13 protein-coding genes are annotated in these 13,061 nt (G+C 66.8%); 4 read left to right on the top strand and 9 right to left on the bottom strand.

The genetic code is table 11. The features are described 5' to 3' along the window. Positions 1-68: 68 nt before the first annotated feature. Positions 69-1,310: an SGNH/GDSL hydrolase family protein gene (locus ACZ60G_RS13900; RefSeq protein WP_465810325.1), complete on the top strand. Its 1,242-nt coding sequence runs from the start codon at positions 69-71 to the stop codon at positions 1,308-1,310. Between the two features lie 96 nt (positions 1,311-1,406). Here ACZ60G_RS13900 and ACZ60G_RS13895 read toward each other — a convergent pair whose 3' ends face one another. After that, positions 1,407-1,994 (bottom strand): TetR/AcrR family transcriptional regulator, encoded by a 588-nt coding sequence (locus ACZ60G_RS13895; RefSeq protein ID WP_465810323.1) that lies wholly within the window; start codon positions 1,992-1,994, stop codon positions 1,407-1,409. A 109-nt stretch (positions 1,995-2,103) separates the two neighbouring features. Between ACZ60G_RS13895 and ACZ60G_RS13890 the strand changes: the two genes are divergently transcribed. Next, positions 2,104-2,949, top strand: a complete 846-nt coding sequence (locus ACZ60G_RS13890) for an SDR family NAD(P)-dependent oxidoreductase (protein WP_465810321.1) — start codon at positions 2,104-2,106, stop codon at positions 2,947-2,949. A gap of 84 nt (positions 2,950-3,033) precedes the next feature. Here the strand turns inward: ACZ60G_RS13890 and gatA are convergent, their stop codons facing one another. Both gatA and gatC read right to left on the bottom strand, forming a co-directional pair. Beyond that, positions 3,034-4,560, bottom strand: a complete 1,527-nt coding sequence (gene gatA, locus ACZ60G_RS13885; RefSeq protein WP_465810319.1) for an Asp-tRNA(Asn)/Glu-tRNA(Gln) amidotransferase subunit GatA — start codon at positions 4,558-4,560, stop codon at positions 3,034-3,036. After that, complete coding sequence (gene gatC / locus ACZ60G_RS13880; RefSeq protein ID WP_040693716.1) at positions 4,557-4,856, bottom strand: Asp-tRNA(Asn)/Glu-tRNA(Gln) amidotransferase subunit GatC; 300 nt, start codon at positions 4,854-4,856, stop codon at positions 4,557-4,559. Before gatC ends, gatA begins: the two co-directional genes overlap by 4 nt. 261 nt (positions 4,857-5,117) lie before the next feature. Between gatC and ACZ60G_RS13875 the strand changes: the two genes are divergently transcribed. Next, entirely contained in the window at positions 5,118-5,768 is a 651-nt protein-coding gene (locus ACZ60G_RS13875) for an ACT domain-containing protein (protein WP_465810316.1), read from the top strand. Between the two features lie 46 nt (positions 5,769-5,814). On the opposite strand, the gene ACZ60G_RS13870 is transcribed toward ACZ60G_RS13875, so the two are convergent. The 3 genes from ACZ60G_RS13870 to ACZ60G_RS13860 all read right to left on the bottom strand — a co-directional run bounded on the left by ACZ60G_RS13870 (position 5,815) and on the right by ACZ60G_RS13860 (position 8,419). Next, positions 5,815-6,324: a GNAT family N-acetyltransferase gene (locus ACZ60G_RS13870; protein WP_465810314.1), complete on the bottom strand. Its 510-nt coding sequence runs from the start codon at positions 6,322-6,324 to the stop codon at positions 5,815-5,817. Between the two features lie 309 nt (positions 6,325-6,633). Then, complete coding sequence (locus ACZ60G_RS13865; RefSeq protein ID WP_063042996.1) at positions 6,634-6,978, bottom strand: hypothetical protein; 345 nt, start codon at positions 6,976-6,978, stop codon at positions 6,634-6,636. A gap of 196 nt (positions 6,979-7,174) precedes the next feature. Next, complete coding sequence (locus ACZ60G_RS13860; protein ID WP_465810312.1) at positions 7,175-8,419, bottom strand: AAA family ATPase; 1,245 nt, start codon at positions 8,417-8,419, stop codon at positions 7,175-7,177. 175 nt (positions 8,420-8,594) lie between these two features. Between ACZ60G_RS13860 and ACZ60G_RS13855 the strand changes: the two genes are divergently transcribed. Beyond that, positions 8,595-8,960 carry a hypothetical protein gene (locus ACZ60G_RS13855; protein WP_465810310.1) on the top strand — a complete coding sequence of 122 codons (366 nt, stop codon included), beginning with the start codon at positions 8,595-8,597 and terminating at the stop codon, positions 8,958-8,960. A gap of 92 nt (positions 8,961-9,052) precedes the next feature. Here ACZ60G_RS13855 and ACZ60G_RS13850 read toward each other — a convergent pair whose 3' ends face one another. From ACZ60G_RS13850 to ligA, 3 genes are all read right to left on the bottom strand, one after another. Then, positions 9,053-10,138, bottom strand: a complete 1,086-nt coding sequence (locus ACZ60G_RS13850) for an S-adenosylmethionine:tRNA ribosyltransferase-isomerase (protein ID WP_465810308.1) — start codon at positions 10,136-10,138, stop codon at positions 9,053-9,055. Further along, positions 10,135-10,833: an SDR family NAD(P)-dependent oxidoreductase gene (locus ACZ60G_RS13845; protein ID WP_465810306.1), complete on the bottom strand. Its 699-nt coding sequence runs from the start codon at positions 10,831-10,833 to the stop codon at positions 10,135-10,137. The genes ACZ60G_RS13850 and ACZ60G_RS13845 overlap by 4 nt, the downstream gene beginning before the upstream one ends. A gap of 84 nt (positions 10,834-10,917) precedes the next feature. Then, complete coding sequence (ligA, locus tag ACZ60G_RS13840; RefSeq protein ID WP_465810304.1) at positions 10,918-13,032, bottom strand: NAD-dependent DNA ligase LigA; 2,115 nt, start codon at positions 13,030-13,032, stop codon at positions 10,918-10,920. Positions 13,033-13,061: the final 29 nt, after the last annotated feature.

The following is a 13,061-nucleotide window of genomic DNA, read 5'->3' as shown; positions in this document are numbered from 1 at the left end:
GGGTCGGGTGGTTGTGTGGACCGTCCGATGAGCGGATCGGATCCACTGCCACAGAAGGGGTTTTCGTCGTGCGTACAGTTCGTGCCCTGGTAGCGCTGCTACTGGTGCTCTTGCCCGCCACAGTCGGCACCGCGGGCGCGAATCCACCGAAACCATTCGTGTGGACGACGGTCTGGGCGACCTCGGCGCATCAGCCGAGCAAGGCATTCGTGGCCAATTGGGCGGAGAGCGGATTCACGAATCAAACGGTGCGCCAGGTGGTTCGGGTCAGTGACGGCGGTCTGACCACTCGGGTGCGGCTGACCAACCGCTACGGGACGACACCGCTCGCGGTCGCGGGCGCGACGATTGCCCGCAGCGCCGCCGATGGCGCGATCGATCCGGACAGCGTGCAGAATCTGACTGTCGGCCTCGCACCGTCGTTCCGCATCGCACCGGGAGCCGATCTCGTGACCGATCCGGCCGTGCTGTCGCTGGCGCCGCTGGAGTCGGTGACCATCACCCTGTACCTGGCCGAACCGACCGGCCCGGCGACCCAGCACGCCCAGTCCTTCGCCACCACTTACCGGGCAAGCGGCGACCACCGCGCCGACGCGACCGCCGCGGCCTTCACCGAGACCAGCCAATCCTGGTACTACCTGACCGGCGTCGAGGTCGCGAATGTCGCGCCGCCGCGCTCCGCATTGGTGGCCTTCGGCGATTCGATCACCGAAGGCGTCGGCTCCACCGGTAATTCCGACAATCGCTACCCGGACGAACTCGCCGAACGCCTGGCCGCGGCAGGCATACCGCGTGCCGTACTCAACGAGGGCATCGGCGGCAATCGCGTCACCGTGGATTCCAGCTGGCTGGGTGACAGCGCCCGGACCCGGTTCCGGCACGACGTGCTCGACCAGCCCGGCGTCGGCACCGTGATCATCCTGGAGGGCACCAACGACATCGGCCTCAGCTCCGGCATGACCGCAGTGGACACCGTCGTCGACGTCTCCCCGGAACAGCTCATCACCACCTACCGCGACCTGATCGGCCAGGCCCGCGCCGCCGGACTCCGCGTCCTCGGTGCGACCCTGCCCCCCTTCGGCGATTCGCCCTACTTCAACGATGCGGCCGAAAACAAGCGCCTCGCCGTCAACGAATGGATCCGCACCGGAGGCGAATACGACGCCATCGTCGATCTCGACGCCGCCCTCGCCGACCCGGCCAATCCGCACCGCCTGGCCCCCGCCTACGACAGCGGCGACCACCTGCACCCCAATGACGCCGGGTACCGCACCATGGCCGCAACTATCAGCCCCGACGACATCCGCTAACCCGGCGGAGGGCAGTCTCGGATACCCGAGCCGAATCACCATGACCCGCGGGCGGATCACCTTCGGGCGATCTTCTTCGTGCTTGCGATCACCAGTTCAGGGCGCTAGGTGGGCCAGCGCTGCTTCGAGGGTGGTATCGGCATAGGAGTCGGTAAGACCGGGAAGGCCCAGGGACCAACGGGATTGGATGGGGCCGAGGAGCAGATCGATGGCGAAGTCCGGATCGAGGTCGGGGCGCAGTTGCCCGGCTCGGACGGCAGCGGCCAAGCGTTCGGCGATGGCGGCACGCTGTGGGCGCAGGAGTCGCTCGCGGTAGGCGTCGGCGAGTTCCTGATCCTGTTGGATCTCGATGTACATCGCCCGCAGGAAGGCCTCGAAACTCGGATCGGTTAGCTCGGCGATCGCGCCGCGGAGCAGTTCGCGCAGGTCCGCGCGGATATCGCCGGTATCGGGAAGTACCAGACCATCCGGGCCCGAATAGAGTTCGAGCATCGCATCGAAGACGACGGCCCCCTTCGATGGCCACCAACGGTAGATCGTCTGCTTGCCGACCCCGGCGCGGGATGCGATGGCCTCGACACTCAACTTGCCGTAGGGCAGCTCGCGGATCAGTTCGGTGGCGGCGCCGAGAATCGCAGCGCGGGCACGCTCGCTGCGCCTGGCTGCGCTGGGTGTTTCGGCCATGACGAGACTGTACCAAGTCACGAGACGAGACGTCTCGTCTTGACAAGACGAGGCCAGATTGGCATGGTCGTCAAACGAGACGGAGCGTCTCGCGACGAAAGGATCGACAATGACCAGAACCTGGTTCATCACCGGCGCGAACCGCGGGCTGGGGCGGGCGTTCACGCTCGCCGCACTCGCCGGTGGCGACCGCGTTGTCGCGACCGCTCGGGATCCACGATCGATGGCCGATATCGACGACCGCCGATTGACGGTGCTGCCCTTGGATGTTCGCGACCGCGACCGCGCGATCGCCACGGTGGACAAGGCTTTCGCCATCGCGGGCAGTATCGAGGTGATCGTGAACAACGCCGGATACGGTTTGGTCGGTGCGGTCGAGGAACTGACCGAAGCCGAGATCCGCGCCCAGATGGATACCAATTTCTATGGCGCACTGTGGGTTTCGCAGGCCGCAGTGCCGCATCTACGCAAACAGGGCTCGGGGCATATCGTGCAGATCTCGACCGTCGGCGCGGTGGGCAGCCTGCCGCTGTTCAGCATGTACAACGCGAGCAAATGGGCACTCGAGGGTTTCAGCGCGTCACTCGCGGATGAGTTGCGGCCCTTCGGAATTCACGTCACGCTGGCACAGCTCGGCGGTTTCGATACCGATTGGGCGAAGTCGAGCATGAAGTTCGCGACGGCGCTCCCGGTGTACAAAGAACTGCGCACCGGAATCCTGGGCATGCCGGACTACCCGAACCCGACCGCCCCACCGCCGGAGACAGATGCCGAGTCCGAGTGGGTGGAAGCGGCCCCGGAAGTCGCTGCGGCGGAACTGATCGCGCTCGTGAATACGCCGAACCCACCGGTGCGCAAGGTAATCGGCCCCGGGGCGCACCAAATGGTCGCGCTGGCACTGGATCAGCGCCGCCAGGACTACCTCACCGACCCCGAGTTCGTCTGGCCCGCATAGGGATGTCCTGAGCGCCCATTCCCGTCGAGTTCACGCGGAATTCCGCATGATCGAGACAGGAATGGGCGCTCAGGTCGATACTTCTCAGGCGACCGGACCCCGCGCGGCCTCATACGCCGCACCGACGCGGTACAGCCGATCATCGGCAAGCGCGGGAGCCATGATCTGCAGACCCACCGGCATCCCGTCGTCCTTGCTCAACCCGGACGGCACCGACATCGCCGGATGCCCCGCCAGGTTCGTGGGCAGGGTGCACAGGTCGGAGAGGTACATCGCCAGCGGATCGTCGACCTTCTCACCCAGCTTCCACGGGGTGAACGGGCTGGTCGGGGAGACCAGGACGTCGACCTGCTCATAGGCCTTGTCGAAGTCGCGGGCGATCAGCGTGCGCACCTTGAGCGCCTGACCGTAGTAGGCGTCGTAGTATCCGGCCGACAGCGCGTAGGTGCCGATCATGATGCGGCGCTTGACTTCCGGGCCGAATCCGGCCGCGCGGGTCGCGGCCATGACCTGCTCGGCGCTGTGGTTGCCGTCGTCGTCGACACGCAGTCCATAGCGCATGGCGTCGAAGCGCGCCAGGTTCGAGGACACTTCGCTCGGCAGGATCAGATAGTAGGAAGCGAGCGCGTATTCGAAGTGCGGACAAGACACTTCGACGACCTCGGCGCCCAAATCCTTCAGTACGCCGACCGCCGCATCGAAGGATGCGATGACGCCCGGCTGGTAGCTGTCGGAGTGCAGTTCCTTCACCACACCGACTTTCACGCCGCGCAGATCGCCCGTGGCGCCCTGACGTGCCGCGGCGACCACCGGTGGCACCGGCACATCGCGGGAGGTGGAGTCGCGCGGGTCGTATCCGGCGACCACCTCGTGCAGCAGCGCGGTATCGAGCACGGTGCGACCACACGGACCACCCTGATCCAGCGAGGACGCACACGCGACCAGACCGAACCGGGAGACCGTGCCGTAGGTCGGTTTGGTGCCGACGGTCGCGGTCACCGCGGCGGGCTGCCGAATCGACCCACCGGTATCGGTGCCGATCGCCAGCGGCGCCTGATGCGAAGCCAGTGCGGCCGCCGAGCCACCGCCCGAACCACCTGGAATCCTGGTGGTATCCCACGGATTCCGGGTCGGACCGAAGGCCGAGTTCTCGGTGGAGGAGCCCATCGCGAACTCGTCCATGTTGGTCTTGCCGAGGATCGGGATGCCTGCGGCGCGCAACCGGCTGGTCAGCGTCGCGTCGTACGGTGCGACCCAGCCCTCGAGAATCTTCGAGGCACAGGTGGTCGGCATATCCGTGGTCGTGAAAACATCTTTGAGCGCCAACGGAACTCCGGCCAGCGGCGAGGCGGGCGCATCGCCCGCGGCGAGCGCGGCGTCCACCGCGGCGGCCGCGCTCAGCGCCTCGTTCCCGGCCACGTGCAGGAATGCGTGGTACTCGCCGTCGACGGCGGCGATCCGATCCAGATGCGCCTGGGTGACCTCCACCGAGGTCACCTCACGGCCGTGGATCTTCGCCGCCAGCTCGGCGGCAGGCAGCGCGGTCAGGTCACGCCCACCCGTCGCCCGACCGCCACCCCCCACGGAATCGCTACGCGATGCTGAACTCATTCGCCCTCTCCCAGGATCTGCGGAACCAGGAACCGCTGGTCCTCGACCGCGGGGGCGCCCGAGAGCGCCTCGTCTGGAGTGAGGCACGGGATGACCTGATCCGGACGCGTCACATTCGTCGCCGGATTCGGCGACGCGGTCGCCGGCACATCGGCGGCGGCGACCTCGGAGATGGTCCGCACGTGACTCAGGATCGAATCCAACTGACCGGCGAACTGATCCAGTTCGGCTTCGGACAGGGCGAGCCTGGACAGCCGGGCGAGGTGTGCGACCTCGTCGCGGGAAATGGCGGGCACCGCGGACCCCTTTCGGCATGATTGAGCTTGGTGAACGGCCACCGAACAGCCTAGCGACTCCCCACTGCACAACTTTCACAGGAGCCGCGCATGCAACGACACACCCCACCGGCTAGCGTGACACGCCGCTTCCGCGCGAATTCGCGCTGTGGCATCCGTCACCGGCCGTACTTCGAGTCGATAACTCGGACTTGTGGGTGTAAGTATTGCGTGACCCGGGTATTCGTTTCAGAGCCTCGGCCGCCAAGGAAAGGAACGCGCGTGTCTTACCTGCTCCGCGTGCAACTTCCGGATCGACCGGGAAGCCTCGGTGCGCTCGCGCTCGCACTGGGCTCCGTCGGCGCCGACATCCTCTCCCTCGACGTGGTCGAGCGGGGTGCGGGATTCGCGGTCGACGATCTCGTGGTCGAGGTGCCGCAGGGTGCACTACCCGACACATTGATCACCGCCGCCGAATCGATCGGCGACGTGCGCGTGGACTCCATCCGCCCGTATTCCGGTGTGCTGGACACCCATCGTGAACTCGAGCTGATCGATCAGGTCGCCAGTGCGCGCGACGATCGGCTACAGGTGCTCGTCGACGGAGTGCCGCGAGTGCTGCGCGTCGGCTGGAGCACGATCATCGATATGGGTCCGCAGGGGGCCTACCGCGTCGTCGGCAGCCAGAGTGCGCCGCAGACGCAGGCGGGTTCGGCGCCGTGGATGCCGTTGGAGAAGCCCGCCGTCCTGGATCCCGAGGCCGACTGGGTGCCGCAGATCTGGCGCGATATGGACACGAAGCTGGCCGCCGCGCCGCTCGGAAATACCGGCAAGGTGCTGCTGCTCGGACGCCCCGGTGGGCCCGACTTCCGCCCGTCCGAGGTGGCGCGACTCGGTTATCTCGCGGGGATCGTCGCGACCGTATTGGGCTGAGGACGCCCGAATTCCGACCGCCGCGCCGGCCGATACTGTCGGATATTCAGGCTGGGAGATCCAGCCGTAGCACCGACAGCCACTCGCCCGCATCGGTCTTCCAATCCCGTTCCGGCGCAGGGACGAAACCGAATCGGTCATAGATCCGTCGCGCGTCCGCCATGGCGGGCATCGTAGTAAGCACCACTGCGGCAAAGGATTCGGCCTGTGCGGTCTCGATGACGGTGCGCACCAACGCCGTTCCCGCACCGAGTCCGCGCGCCGACTTCGACACGGCGAGCATCCGGAACTCCAACTCCCCCGGACGGGCGATCTCGGCGTACGGCGTTCCCGGCCGAGCCACCGCCAGCGAACCGACCACCCGATCGTCGTGCACCGCGACCAGCACCTGCGCCGAACCCGCGCGATGGGTGATATCGGCGAGTTCGGTGACATACGGGCTGCCGGGACGCACATAGCCCTCCCCGACATAGACCTCGACCGTCAGGTCACCGACGGCGTCGTATTCGTCCGGGCGAGCGTCGCGAACAACGACCTGGGAGTCCTGCACATCCATACCGGCATCCTCCCACCGCCCAGGCAGCCACTCCCAAACAACCCGGTCGGTCGACCCGGACTCGCCGCGCACGTCCGCCGACACGATGCAGGACCGCCACCGAGAGAGGGTCGATCGACAAGACTCGCCGCGCAAAACCGCCTACTCTATGCAGGGCCGCCGCCGAGACACGGTCCGTCGTGGCAGTCGCGCGGTGGGATGTCGTAGGCCGAAGGCACAGACTCCGGCCACTCGGTCCATGCTCCAACGCACGGCATGCAACGCGGGATGAACGTGTCACTGCCCCGCCCGCCGGGCGACGGCGTGCGGTCAGGAACCGAGCCCCGGACGCGCGCCGGGATTCGAGATCTGCCAGCGTTCCGGCTTCCCCGACGGGTAGACGACCGGGATGAAATCCCCGATGGCAGGCCAGTTGTTCACATCCCACACCAGGCGGCCATACACCACGGTGCCGGGCACCGACGGGCCGGTCAGATTGCCGGTGATGGTCACGTACTGCTCACCGGTCGCGTCGGGCCGCGGACTCACCCCGGTGACATACAGCGTCCCCGTTTCCGGATTCGACAGCCGGACACCGTTGCGGCCACGCAGGTAGAGCATGACCATCGCCACCAGCGCGCCGACCATGATCACCAGCATCGCGAACTGCACCATGGCACCCATGCTATTGGTCCAGGCACGCATAACGCGGCGCCGCTTGGCACGTCAGCAACCGAGTCCAGCGCAAACACGCTCACAGCCCGGAGTTGCACCACGCCACCCGCGCTTATCCGGACACACAAACCGCAGCACTGGCAGCGCGACACGCCAACTGGCAGCGATCGACGGCCACGCGGCCTGAGGACACGGACTACAGCGAGGCGAGTTCGCTGGTGCCGTGATCGGTGCGGCGGATCTGCCAGACCGCGGTGCGGGTGCGCTGGGAGCGACCGTTCGCGCGATCGATCAGCGACCGATTGTTCGTGGTGAAGATCAATTGCGCGCCACGGGAATTGGTCTCCGGATTCTGGAAGAGCTGAATCAGCCGATCGGTCTCCTCGACCGGCAGCTGCGCGCCGATATCGTCGATCGCGAGCACCCGGCCGGAGTCCAGTGCGTCGAGCATGGTCGGGAGCAAGCGCAGCATCGAGAGGGTGGCCGCGGACTCGTCGGTGATGTCGAAGGCGGAGTCGATGCCTGCGTGCACCAGTCCTAGGCCGACGCCGCGTCGCTCGACCATCCGGGTGTAGAGGGCATCGCGCGCGGCCTTCAGATTGCTCAGCTCGCGTTCGAGCATGACCTCGGTGATGCCGTTCTCCCGCAGCAACTGGTCAGCATGCGCCGGCGAGGTCGCACACAACTCCACCTGTTTGGCGGTCCCCGCGATATCGCCATCGAGTTCGCGCAGATAGTCCGCGTACATCGGGTCCGGCTCGGCGATCAGCAGATCGGTAATGCCCAGTTCGGCAGTGCGCAGCAGCATGAGCAGCCGCACCGCGTGGTCCGGTGCCGCGGACAGATGACTGCCGAGGCGATGTGCGACCGTCGTGGCATCCGTCGCGCCGTGCTGCACCTCGAGCATCGCGGAGAACCACCGATACGCGGGCACCAGCGCCTCGGCATACATCTGCCCGGCCAGACTGAGCAGCAACGCATTCGGCCGCACCAGCGGCAACAATGCGGCGATACCGTAGCGCGCGGCCTCGAACATCGGACCGATCTTGATCTGTTCGCCGTTGCGCTCGAACACGATCCGCTTGCGCGAGCGCGGATGCGTGTAGAGCCACTCGGCCGTCACATCCGCGCTGTCCAGCCGGAACCCGTAGGTGTACGGCACGCCCTCCGCGACGAAGCTCGCCACGAATTCCGAAGGGCGATCCGGGAATCCGCGGTGCGGTGCGCGTACCGGTCCCGCGTAGGGATCCCAGCCGGTCACCGAATGCAGCACCGCATCGCGCATCTGCCCCAGCGCGTCGATCAAGCTCGTCTTGCCCGCGGCACTCGCACCGTGCACCGCCGTCACCGGCACCGCGACCGGTCCGCTCCCCCGGCTCAAACGCAAGTCCTGCCGTTCGGCCAGCGATCTGTGATTCGTCACCTGAAAACTGCGCAGCATCCCGCCATCCTGTCGGTTCGCCTGGCGCACCGCGACACCGCACCCGCTTCACCGGCCTGGACAGACGTCGCTCAGGAGGCTTCCGCCGGACAAATGCGCACGTCCCGCGTTATCATGCAGGCGCCGCGGCTACCCGCTGGCATCTGCCGGAAATGTACTGATGAGGGATTCAACGATGGACCTGACGATTAGTCGTCTAGTGGCCCGCAGCTCCGTCGCGGCCGCGCTCGCACTCGGCCCGCTGGTCGTGCTCGGACCGCCGCAAGCTGCCGCCGAGGCGCCCTGTCCGGACGGTACCGCCCGGATCTTCTTCCACGACGAGACCAACACCTGCCAGAGTGGCGGCACCTACAGCTTCGACGGCTCGCCCGCGCTCGTGAAGGTGTGCTCGGTGGGCAAGGTCCAGGTCATCGTCGACACCACCATCCAGAAGACCCGGACCAAGACCAGAACCGCCCACCTCGATCTCAGCAACGGTAAGTGCGGCCGCATCGAAGTCGGTGGCCAGCTCGACTCCACCATCAGCATCACCCCCTCCTAGCACCAACGACCGCCGAGGGTAGTCGAATGGTGGTTCCCTGCGGGCTGACCCGCCGCCATTCGACTACCCTCGGCGGTCGGCATCGGGTGGATTCAGCTGCGGGGGGTGTTGAAGAGTAGGGCGCTGTCGCCGAATTCGTGCCAGAGATATTCGGTGTCGAGGGCGGTGGCATATGCCTGATGGACGGTGGCCTCGCCCGCGACCGCAACGAGTAGCTCCAGATGCGATGCGCCGGGTGCGTGCCAGCCGGTAATGATGCCGTCGACCACCCGGGCGGGATGTCGCGGACCGAGGACCAGTTCGGTCCACCCCCGGGCCGGATGCACGATTCCGTTGTGATCGGCGGTGGTCTCCAACGCCCGCGTCACCGTGGTGCCGACCGCGATGACGCGCCCACCCGCCGCCTTGGTGTCGTTCACCAAACGGGCGGTCGCAGCCGGTACCGCGAACCGCTCCGGGCTCGGAGGTTCGCCCGCCTCGGGTGAGGAGACCCCGGTGTGCAGGGTGATCGGCGCGATCGCGACGCCTGAGGTCACCAGATCGAGCACCAGCCTTTGCGTGAACGGCCGTGCCGCACTCGGCATTTCGGCGCTGCCCGAGATCCGGCCGAAGACGGTCGTGTAGTACGAAGGCGACCAACGTTGTGGCACATACGAATAGGTGATCGGATAACCGTGGGTCGCCAGCAGCCAGGTGGGATCGACGCTGAGTTCGGCGATCCAGAGTCGGCGCGCACCCGGTAGCCAGGGTTCACGCAGGGTGGCGGTGGCACCTTCCGGCAGCTGAATCTCGCTGCCCGGGTGGAGGTCACGCGGATAGGGCGTGCGCTCGCGGGTGCGCACCTCCACCACCCACAGTCCGTCGCAACCGCCGAAGGTGTCCGGAGGCCCGCTCGCCCCGTCGACGGGCGCGTTGAGCCAGGTGGACAGATGCAGCGTGACCGGCATGCCGTCGAGTGCGCCATCGACCGCTGCGGCGAGTGTCGCCGAATTGTTAACCACCACAAGGTCACCCGCGTGCAAATGCTGTGGCAGTTCACGGAAGGTGTTGTGGGAGAGACGATCCGCCGCCACCAGCATCCGAACCTCGTCGCGGGCCAGTCCGCGCGCCTCCGGCGGAGCGGCGGCATTGCGCTCGGGTGGCAGAACGTCGGGCCATTCGTTCAACGCGGTTGTCATCTACCGACCCCCGCGGCGAAATCGGCGGCCGTATAACGGTCGTTCTTGGGTCGCTGCTCGATCAAGCGCAGCAGCGCGGGCACAACGGTCTCGGGCTCGGGACGATCGGAGATATCGTCGCCGGGAAATGCCGCCTGATGCATTTCGGTGCGCATATCGCCGGGATCGAAGGCGTAGATCGACAGCTCCGGGTGTTCGGCGGCCAGGATGGCGGTGAGTTGATCCAGGGCGGCCTTCGACGAGCCGTAGCCGCCCCAGTCCGGATACGGCTCGACGCCCGCATCGGAGCTGATATTCACCACGACGCCATCCGGATCGAGCAGTGGCAGCGCGAACTGCAGAACCGCGAGCGGGGCAATGACATTGGTCCGATACACCAGCTCGAGCTGATCGAGCGGATAGTTCGCCAGTCGCGGCATCGGACTGGGCCCGAGCCTGCTCGCGTTGTTCACGAGCAGGTCGAGATGTCCGAATTCGCCCGCGACCTCGGCCAGCTCGGTGCGGTGCGCCGGATCGGTGATATCGCCCGGCACCGCGAAAAAGGCTTCGCCGAGTTCGGCCCCCGCCCGGGCGAGCCGGTCGGCGCGGCGGGCGGTGCCGATCACCCGCCAGCCGCGCCCGATGAGCGAGCGCGCAAGAGCCAGACCGAATCCCGCCGAAGCACCGGTGATCAGAGCGGTAGAGCGGTGAGTCATATCGAATCTCCTGATAGTTACCTACCAGTCGATCGTCATACCTGAAGCCAGGTTCAGGTCAAGGAGTATTCGCCGAAGGCATATCTACTCCTCGGCTTCGGCATCCTCCGCCGCCGTCTCCGGCGTCACCGCCGCGGGCCCCTGCTCGAGCAGCTTGCGGAATCCGTCCTCGTCGAGGATCGGCACACCGAGTTCCTCCGCTTTGTCGGCCTTGGAGCCCGGCGAATCACCGATCACCACGAATGCCGTCTTCTTCGAGACCGAACCCGCGGCCTTTCCGCCGCGCACCAGGATCGCCTCCTTGGCGCCGTCGCGGGAAAACCCTTCCAGCGACCCGGTTACCACGATCGATAGTCCCTCGAGGGTGCGCTCGATGGACTCGTCGCGTTCATCGGCCATCCGCACACCTGCGGCGCGCCACTTGTCGACGATCGCGCGATGCCAATCGACGGTGAACCATTCGGCGACCGCGGCGGCAATGGTCGGGCCGACACCGTCGGCGGCGGCAAGTTCCTCGACCGCGGCATCCTGGATCCGATCGAGACTGCCGAATTCCCTGGCCAGCACCCGTGCCGCGGTGGGCCCGACGTGCCGGATGGACAACCCGACCAGCACCCGCCACAGCGGCCGATTCTTGGCGGTCTGCAGGTTCTCCAGCAGTCGCTTGCCGTTCGCGGACAGGCCACCGTCCTTGTTGGCGAACAGCGTGGTGGTCAGCAATCGCGCCTCGTCGAGGTCGAACAGATCGCCCTCGTCGGTGATCGCGCTCGACTTCAGCAGGTCATTGGCGGCCTCGTAGCCCAGCGATTCGATATCGAACGCACCGCGACCGGCCACGTGGAACACGCGCTCGCGCAGCTGCGCCGGACAGAACTGCTGGTTGGGACAGCGGATATCGGCGTCGCCCTCCTTCTGCGGCGCCAGCTCGGTGCCGCATTCCGGACAGTGCGTCGGCATGACGAATTCGCGCTCGTCGCCGGTGCGTGCGTCGACCACCGGGCCGAGCACCTCCGGAATCACGTCACCGGCCTTACGGATGGTGACGGTGTCGCCGATGAGCACGCCCTTGCGCTTGACCTCGGAGGCATTGTGCAGGGTGGCCATGGCGACCGTGGAGCCCGCGATGGAGACCGGTTCCATCACCGCGAACGGGGTGACGCGGCCGGTGCGCCCGACGTTCACCTCGATATTCAGCAGCTTGGTGGTGGCCTCTTCGGGCGGGTACTTGTAGGCGATCGCCCAACGCGGGGCGCGCGAGGTCGAGCCGAGCCTGCGTTGCAGCGCCATCTCGTCGACCTTGATCACCTGGCCGTCGATTTCGTGCTCGATATCGTGACGGTGCTCGCCCCAATAGTTGACGCGCTCGATTACCGCATCGATGCCCTGCACCAGTTTGGTGTGCTCCGAGACCGGCAGACCCCATGCGGCGAGCGCGCGGTAGGCCTCGTGCTGTGAGGTCGGGGTGTAGCCCTCGATGCGTCCGAAGCCGTGGCAGATCATCCGCAGCCGCCGCCGCGCGGTGACCGCCGGATCCTTCTGGCGCAGCGAACCCGCCGCGGTATTGCGCGGATTCGCATACGGCGGTTTGCCCTCGGCCACGATCGCCGCGTTGAGGGTCTCGAAATCCTCCAGCCGGAAGTAGACCTCGCCGCGCACCTCGAGCAGTTCCGGGATCGGGAACTCCGCGGTCGCGGTCAGTTCGCCCGGAATGTCCTCGATAGTGCGCGCGTTGAGCGTGACGTCCTCGCCGGTGCGCCCGTCGCCGCGGGTCGCGCCACGCACCAGTCGCCCCTTCTCGTACACCAGGTTCAGCGCGACACCGTCGATCTTCACCTCACACAGATAGTGCAGATTCGACCCGGTCTCGGCTTCGACCCGGCCGGCCCAGGCGCGCAGCTCGTCGAAGTCGAAGACATTGTCCAGCGACAACATTCGCTCGAGGTGGTCCACCGCGGTGAAATCCGTCGCGAATCCGCCGCCGACCAGCTGGGTCGGCGAATCGGGCGTGCGCAGATCCGGATGCGCGTCCTCGAGCGCCTCCAGTTGCCGCAGCAGTTTGTCGAACTCACCGTCGGAGATGATGGGCGCGTCCCGCACGTAATACCGGAACTGGTGCTCCCGAACCTCGTCCGCAAGCCGCTGCCACTCCACCCGCTGCTCCGCCGTAGCCGGCTCCGCCGCAATGTCGCTGTCACTCACCCAACGCACACTAGTCGAGCCCACCGACA

Source organism: Nocardia sp. NPDC102475 (assembly GCF_055584605.1).
The sequence above is the reverse complement of the archived record's forward strand: the minus strand, read 5'-3'. Positions and strand labels throughout refer to the sequence as shown.

Bases quoted from the DNA above. Each gene is read 5' to 3' on its own strand.
- ACZ60G_RS13865 (WP_063042996.1), bottom strand. From the start codon at position 6,978: ATGGTGCAGTTCGCGATGCTGGTGATCATGGTCGGCGCGCTGGTGGCG.
- ACZ60G_RS13845 (WP_465810306.1), bottom strand. From the start codon at position 10,833: ATGACTCACCGCTCTACCGCTCTGATCACCGGTGCTTCGGCGGGATTC.
- gatA (WP_465810319.1), bottom strand. From the start codon at position 4,560: ATGAGTTCAGCATCGCGTAGCGATTCCGTGGGGGGTGGCGGTCGGGCG.
- ACZ60G_RS13870 (WP_465810314.1), bottom strand. From the start codon at position 6,324: ATGGATGTGCAGGACTCCCAGGTCGTTGTTCGCGACGCTCGCCCGGAC.
- ACZ60G_RS13890 (WP_465810321.1), top strand. From the start codon at position 2,104: ATGACCAGAACCTGGTTCATCACCGGCGCGAACCGCGGGCTGGGGCGG.
- ACZ60G_RS13850 (WP_465810308.1), bottom strand. From the start codon at position 10,138: ATGACAACCGCGTTGAACGAATGGCCCGACGTTCTGCCACCCGAGCGC.
- ACZ60G_RS13895 (WP_465810323.1), bottom strand. From the start codon at position 1,994: ATGGCCGAAACACCCAGCGCAGCCAGGCGCAGCGAGCGTGCCCGCGCT.
- ACZ60G_RS13855 (WP_465810310.1), top strand. From the start codon at position 8,595: ATGGACCTGACGATTAGTCGTCTAGTGGCCCGCAGCTCCGTCGCGGCC.
- ACZ60G_RS13860 (WP_465810312.1), bottom strand. From the start codon at position 8,419: ATGCTGCGCAGTTTTCAGGTGACGAATCACAGATCGCTGGCCGAACGG.